Below are 7,157 nucleotides of genomic sequence, written 5' to 3'. Positions count from 1 at the left end.
TACTAAAGTAATTGACTGGTTAAAATAAAATGTTATTTCATTTCTTTACCTATTTTTCTGTTTAATTTTCAAAGACCAATTAATGTTATATATCCGTCACTAAGTGACTACTTTCAATATTATATCAGCTAATATTATCCATGTCAATACTTTTTAATTTTAACTATAAGTATTATTTTATATGACCATAAAAAGAAGCTATTTCTAGCTCCCCCTTATGGCATGTATATTTATTACTTTTAAAGTCCTAATATAGCAACCACTTTTTCTTTATCAAACCCAACCATTTCTTGTCCATTAATATCAATTACCGGTACTGACCTATAGCCTTTTTTTATAAGCGCCTTTTTTGCTTCTAAATTTTCTGAAATATTATGCTCTGTATATTCTATATTATTTTCTTCAAAAAATTCCTTAGCTAAATGACAAAATCCGCAACTATTACTTGTATAAATATTAACTTTATTCATATATAATCTCCTTTTAATTTTATTATTCTCAATTTAATTGCATGCAATCTACCATGTTTTAATATTATCATTTTTCTCAAGTTAAGTCAATAATATTAATTTTTATTTTTCTCTAAAAAATAGCACTTATTAGTTAAATATATATTTAACTAGTATATCTCTAAATTTAAAATATATGTAAATATTTTCTTTGTTTTATATTTACATATATTTTGTATAATATTATGATACTCTTAACACTATACGTTAGTGACAAAATACTCTATAATTATTTTGTACTCTAAATAACTTAAGCAAAAACATAGGAGGTGCAAATAATGATTAAATTGTTTGAAATAATAAACAAAGCAAAAATAGAACATATCTTAACTAAACTAGAAATAATTGATCTCTTAAGTAGTAATGATGTAAACCAAGAATTATTTGATGCTGCAGATCAAGTTAGAAAAAAATATGTAAGTGACGCGGTTCAGCTTCGAGGTCTTATTGAATTTACTAATATATGTAAGAACAACTGTCTTTACTGTGGACTTAGGAGAGATAATAAAAATCTAGTTAAATATAGATTAACACATGAACAAATTTTAGACTTTGCAACTAAAGCTAAGTCTTTTGGTTATAAAACAATTGTACTTCAAGGTGGAGAAGATGATTATTATACTGTTGATAAAATCATCAGTATAATAAAAGATATCAAAGCTTTAGGTTTAGCTCTAACCTTAAGTATAGGCGAAAAAACTTATGATGAATATAAAGCCTTTAGAGACGCTGGTGCTGATAGATATCTTTTAAGAATTGAGACAACAAATAAGAAACTATATGAAGAACTGGACCCAGGTATGAGTCATGAGTACAGACTTAATTGTTTAAGGGATCTAAAAAAATTAGGTTATGAAGTAGGAACAGGTGTTATGGTCGGATTGCCAAACCAAACAATTGAATCATATGCAGATGATATATTGTTTTTCAAAGAGATTAATGCTGACATGTTAGGTATAGGACCTTTTATTCCCAATGAAGACACACCTCTTGCAAATTGCGTTGGACGTGAACTAATTATGTCTCTTAAAGTTATGGCTATAACCCGGTTGCTTCTACCAGATATTAATATACCAGCAACAACTGCTATGGAATCCTTAAATAAAAACGGAAGACTAATGGCATTACAAAGTGGTGCCAATGTAGTTATGCCTAATGTTACAGAAGGTGAATACAGAAAATATTATGCGCTGTACCCAGGTAAAATTTGTACTGGAGATACCCCCTCTCATTGTAGGGGATGCATAACAGGTAAAATTAATAGTATTGGAAGATCTGTTTCAACTAATTATGGATTTCGAGGAAATAAAAACAGCAAATAATTTATATAATAAAAAAGAGCCCATAGGCTCTTTTTTATTATATTACAATATAAATTTTTGTACTATTGCATCTAGCTTAGATACAATCTTCTCAAAATTGACTGCTGTATTTGATATATCCTCCATTGCACTGGTTTGCTCCTCCATAGAAGCAGCTATCTCCTGCGTTGAAGCAGCAGATTCTTCAGACACTGCGGATATTCCTTCTATAGATAACAATACCTTATCTTTATTTTTATCTACCTTATTAATATTTGAAACCAAAGCATCTATTTGAGTAATCATATTAGTAATAGATTTCTCTATAATATTAAATGATTTTTGTGATAAATCCATAGATATATTCGCCTCTTTATTAATATTTACGCTCTTTTTTATATTCATTGTTACATCACTGATTTCTCCTTGAATTTCACCAATCATACTTGTAATTTCATTTGTGGCTATTGCAGTTGTTTCAGCAAGCTTTCTTACTTCATCAGCTACTACTGCAAACCCTTTTCCAGCTTCACCAGCTCTAGCAGCTTCAATTGCAGCATTTAATGCCAATAGATTGGTTTGTTCTGCTACCTCTTTTATCGTATTTATAATTTTTCCGATAGAGTTTGATTTATTTTGAAGTTTAGATATATTATTTACGACTTCATCATTTGAATTGCTACTTTCCTTGAATTTTTCAGTAAGTAACTTCATAGAGTTAAGTCCCTGTGCGTTAACTGACTTAGTTTCGTTAGAATAATTTTTTAATAATCCAGAACTATTTACAGCAGTACTAATTTCAAGTGCAAGACTTGTAAGTTCATTCACACCACTTTGCGAATCCTGTACTTGATTTGTAGCGCCTTTTGCTAATTCTTCAATTGCTACAGATACAGCGTCTATTGATTGAACGGTTTCATTAGTAACCAGTGTCATAGTTTTTGAATATTGAAGTACGTCTATTGAATTTTCCTTCAAATTAGCAATTATTTCTCTTAGTGAACTTCGTAGATCAATAACTGCTTTTGCAATAATTCCTGTTTCATCTTTATATTTTAAAATCATTTCAGAATTTTTATCATATGATAAATCAAGTTTTGCAGTCTTATCTACAAGCTTACTTATCTTTAAAATAGGATTTGATATTTTCTTACTAAAATAAAATGATATTAATATTGATAATCCAATAAAAACAACTGCTAAAATTATAAAATTAATTACACTATTTATAAAAGCTTTTAGTAGAACAGCTTTTTCGTTTCCAACAAATTTGTCAATATCGTCAACATAGTTTCCTGTACCTAAAACCCAATTAAAGTCCTTAAAAACCTTACTATATCCTCTCTTTGGAGATGCAACTGTTTCACCTTTTTTAGCAAACCAATAATCTGTATATCCACCACCATCTTTTAAACCATTTTCTATAATTTCTTTAATCATACTTTTGCCTTTTACGTCCTTTAAATCATATCTGTTTTTACCTTCAGATACACCACCAAGAAGAACCACATTGTCTCCCTCAACTGTATCTACCCAAAAATAACCACCCTCTCCATATTTCATCTCACGTATTAAATCAGCCCCAAGTTTTTTAGCTTCTATCAAGCTTATTTCTCCTGATTTATATTTTTTATCAATACCTCCAAGCATTGTTATAACATTTTCAACTTGATATTTAATTTTTTCATCATAATCTTTCCTAACTGTAGTATCAATTGTTGTTATAGTGTTTTTACTAAGGACTGACATTCTGTATGTAGCAAATCCTCCAATTAAAAGTGCAGTTAATAATACTACTGAAACATTTAATGCAATTATTTTAGTGCTTATTTTTCTCATCATAGTCACTCCCTTCTTTTTTATATTTTATAATAGTTAATCTAATCCTATATTATAATAACGTTTACACTATTCATCGTTCTCTTTCAGCAAATCTTAATAGATTCTATATTTATATCGACATAATATTCAAAATAATAATTCACCTGTAATTAAATAGTCGCTAATCTATACAACAAAAAAAGAACCACTCAAATTAAGTAGTTCTTTTCCTTTTACTATATTTGTAATATTTTTACAAATTGTTATGTAATAACATTATGATTTTACGTAGTTCTACAGCCGAAATTTGTCCTGGTGCGGAACTCTTTTTAACAGTACCAAATGTTAATGCTGAACCAAATAGCTCACCTGACAATCTACTAATAATACCTTTTCCTGCCATTGACATTGATATAATTGGACCAGTTGCATATCTTTCATTCATAATACGAGTTGCATCTAACAGTGTAATTACATCCGAAGTGCAAGTAGGCATTACTGCAATTTTAGGAATGTCTCCTCCTAATTTTTGGGCATTAAATAACCTAGATATAATTACATCCTTCGTAGGTGTTTTTTTGAAATCATGATTTGATATAATAACCATTACACCATTATCATGTGCTACATTTACTAATTTCAAGATATCTTTCTCATCCTTAAATAACTCAACATCTATAACCTCAACAAGTTTTGAAAGGGCAATTGCTTTGTTTAATTTAACATAAAATGCAGTTGTAACCTCTTTGTGCCCACCCTCTTTAGCCGTGCGAAAGGTGAATATAATTGGCTTTTCACCTATTAATTCTCGAATAAATTGCAACGCATGCTTTACTTTATCTATATTTGTAACGTCTCTAAAAAAATCTACACGCCACTCTAAAACATCATAATCAATATTTTTTAAATTTTCTGCTTCCTCTAATAGTTCTGACAGAGTTTCTCCTACCATTGGAATACAAATTTTTGGAAGGCCCTCACCAATTGTAACATTTTTAATCTTAACTACTTTTTTCATTTAAGCATCCTTATTATTTTACTTTTTTATATAAATTTATCTCTGATTGTTTTGCTATCAAGTCCCCAAACTTTGGCACAATAGACGTAAAATGTTTAGAACCGTTATGACTCTTAATTATCTCTTCATTTTCCCATTCTTCAATGAATGTAAATACATTGCCATCCTTGGAATCTTGATATAAATTGTATGATACATTACCTTTTTCTTTTCTACTTTCGTTAATGAGTTTTTCCGCTAAGTTCTTAAATTCCTCTGTTTTTCCTTGTTTTATTGTATTCTTTGCAACTATTGTAATCATATAATATCTCCTTCTTTAATTTATTTTTATACTATAATAATGCTATAACATTATAAACTCCATCATTATTATTACTTTCTGCAATAAACTTTGCATGTTCCTTCACATCTTCTGGTGCATTTTTCATTGCATAACTATAATGAGCAGCTTTAAACATAGTCAAATCATTATAATAATCACCAAAAACCATTGTACTTTTTTGATCTATTTTAAATTTTTCCTGAAGTATTTTTATAGCACTTCCCTTACTTATACCTTTATTCATTATATCTATAAATTTACCACCAGATACAACAAATTCAAGTTTATCATCCAATTTTTCTTTCAAATGATTCACTATAGCTGAAGTTACACCACCTGCCATATAATAAGTAATTTTATATATTGGACTTTTTAATTCACTAAAAGAACTCAATTTTACTACAGGCACATCAACACCTGTAAGTTCATTAAAAATAACTTTTGATGGATTTACTAAAAATGCCTCATTTTCTCCTGCTAAAAATACTTCTTCTCCCAGCTTCGGATTCAAATTTATAACATGCTCTATTTCTTCTTTAGCAATATTATTTGAATACAATGTCTTTCCTTGGTGATTATACTTAATAAGTGCCCCATTATGAGCAATAAATATCATTTTTGTATTAACTTTTTTAAAATTTACACTCAGTTGTGAATAAAATCTACCACTTGCTGCTGCAAATTTAATATTCTTATCATTCAAATCATGTATCAAACCAAATATCTTTTGATTTATATTACCTGTATCACTTAATAATGTACCATCCATATCCGTTGCAATAAGTTTTATAATAAGTCTTACCCTCCTTTATAGTGTTTAATTGGTACATTTAACAACTTTCATTCACTAGTAAAAATGAGCTATAAATGAATTATCATCCATTTATTGCCCATAATTATGTTTCAAATATCATTAAAATTATACTTAAGTTATACCATCACTTTACATATATTGTTTGTAAATTCTACTGGATCACTAATTGGTAATCCTTCAATAAGTAACGCTTGATTATACAATATGTTAGTATATAAATCTAATTTATCTTTATCAGTATCATAACAGCTCTTAAGTACTTTAAACATATCATTATTTATATTTATTTCTAATACCTTGTCTGCCTTAACATTTTCATTGTTAGGCATAGAATTTAATGTTTTTTCCATTTCTATTGTGAGTTCACCATCATTTGATAAACATACTGGGTAATTTTTAAGTCTTTTTGATGCACGAACATCCTTAACCTTCCCAGACAAAGTAGTTTTCATATGTTCAAATAATTCTTTGTTTTCTTTATCATCAGCAACTGATGGTTTTTCTTTTTCTTCTACATCTATTCCTAAATCACCACTTGATACTGATTTAAATTCTTTTTCTTTGTATTTAGATATCATTTTAATAGCAAATTCGTCAACCTCATCCGTAAAGTATAGAATTTCGAATCCTTTATCTGATACAATTTCTATTTGTGGTAATTTTTCAATTCTATCGTTAGTTTCTCCTGATGCATAATAGATATATTTTTGATCCTCTGGCATTCTAGAAACATATTCATCTAAAGTAACATTCTTTTTCTCCTTTGATGAATAAAAGAGTAACAAATCTTGCAAAGTATCTTTATTGCTACCATAACCAGAGTAAATACCATATTTTAGTTGTCTTCCAAATGACTTGTAAAATATTTCATATTTTTCTCTTTCATTTTTAAGTAAACTATCTAACTCATTTTTTATTTTACTTTTAATGTTTTTAGCTATTAGTTGAAGTTGTCTATCATGTTGTAATACTTCTCTAGATATGTTAAGTGATAAATCTTCTGAATCTACTATTCCTTTTACAAAACTAAAATAGTCTGGTAATAAGTCAGCACACTTTTCCATAATTAAAACACCATTTGAATAAAGTTCTAGACCTTTTTCAAATTCTTTTGTATAGAAATCATATGGAGTTTTTTCTGGAATGTATAAAATAGAATTATAACTTATAACACCATCAACACTTATATGAATATGCTTTAATGGTTTGTCAAAACCATAGTGCTTTTCAGCATAAAAATTATTATAGTCTTCATCAGTAAGTTCACTTTTATTCTTTCTCCATATAGGAACCATACTGTTTATAGTTTTTTCCTCTACGAAGTCTTCATATTCTGTTTTACTACCTTCTTTAAGTTTTGAATTACTTACAT

General features: G+C 28.3%; 7 protein-coding genes. 1 reads left to right on the top strand and 6 read right to left on the bottom strand.

The genetic code is table 11. The annotated features are described in order from the left end of the window. Positions 1–239 precede the first annotated feature (239 nt). Complete coding sequence (locus Q0649_RS08800; protein WP_298840356.1) at positions 240–470, bottom strand: glutaredoxin family protein; 231 nt, start codon at positions 468–470, stop codon at positions 240–242. Between the two features lie 326 nt (positions 471–796). Here Q0649_RS08800 and hydE point away from each other — a divergent pair, with 326 nt between their 5' ends. Further along, positions 797–1,831: a [FeFe] hydrogenase H-cluster radical SAM maturase HydE gene (gene hydE / locus Q0649_RS08795; protein WP_298840360.1), complete on the top strand. Its 1,035-nt coding sequence runs from the start codon at positions 797–799 to the stop codon at positions 1,829–1,831. Positions 1,832–1,873: 42 nt separating this feature from the next. On the opposite strand, the gene Q0649_RS08790 is transcribed toward hydE, so the two are convergent. From Q0649_RS08790 to htpG, 5 genes are all read right to left on the bottom strand, one after another. Beyond that, the gene (locus Q0649_RS08790) at positions 1,874–3,652 is read right to left on the bottom strand and encodes a methyl-accepting chemotaxis protein (RefSeq protein WP_298840354.1); all 1,779 of its coding nucleotides are present in this window, start codon (positions 3,650–3,652) and stop codon (positions 1,874–1,876) included. A 232-nt stretch (positions 3,653–3,884) separates the two neighbouring features. Beyond that, positions 3,885–4,649, bottom strand: coding sequence for a type I 3-dehydroquinate dehydratase (gene aroD, locus Q0649_RS08785; protein ID WP_298840352.1), 765 nt, complete (start codon positions 4,647–4,649; stop codon positions 3,885–3,887). A 13-nt stretch (positions 4,650–4,662) separates the two neighbouring features. After that, entirely contained in the window at positions 4,663–4,950 is a 288-nt protein-coding gene (locus Q0649_RS08780; protein WP_298840349.1) for a putative quinol monooxygenase, read from the bottom strand. Between the two features lie 31 nt (positions 4,951–4,981). Further along, the gene (locus tag Q0649_RS08775; protein WP_367179365.1) at positions 4,982–5,764 is read right to left on the bottom strand and encodes an HAD family hydrolase; all 783 of its coding nucleotides are present in this window, start codon (positions 5,762–5,764) and stop codon (positions 4,982–4,984) included. Positions 5,765–5,901: 137 nt separating this feature from the next. Next, positions 5,902–7,157 (bottom strand): molecular chaperone HtpG (gene htpG / locus Q0649_RS08770; RefSeq protein ID WP_298840346.1); only part of this gene is annotated, 1,256 nt, incomplete at its 5' end.

This window comes from uncultured Clostridium sp. (genome assembly GCF_937920395.1).
Taxonomy (GTDB): Bacteria; Bacillota; Clostridia; order Clostridiales; family Clostridiaceae; genus Clostridium_AD.
This window is presented reverse-complemented; position numbering and strand designations above follow the sequence as displayed.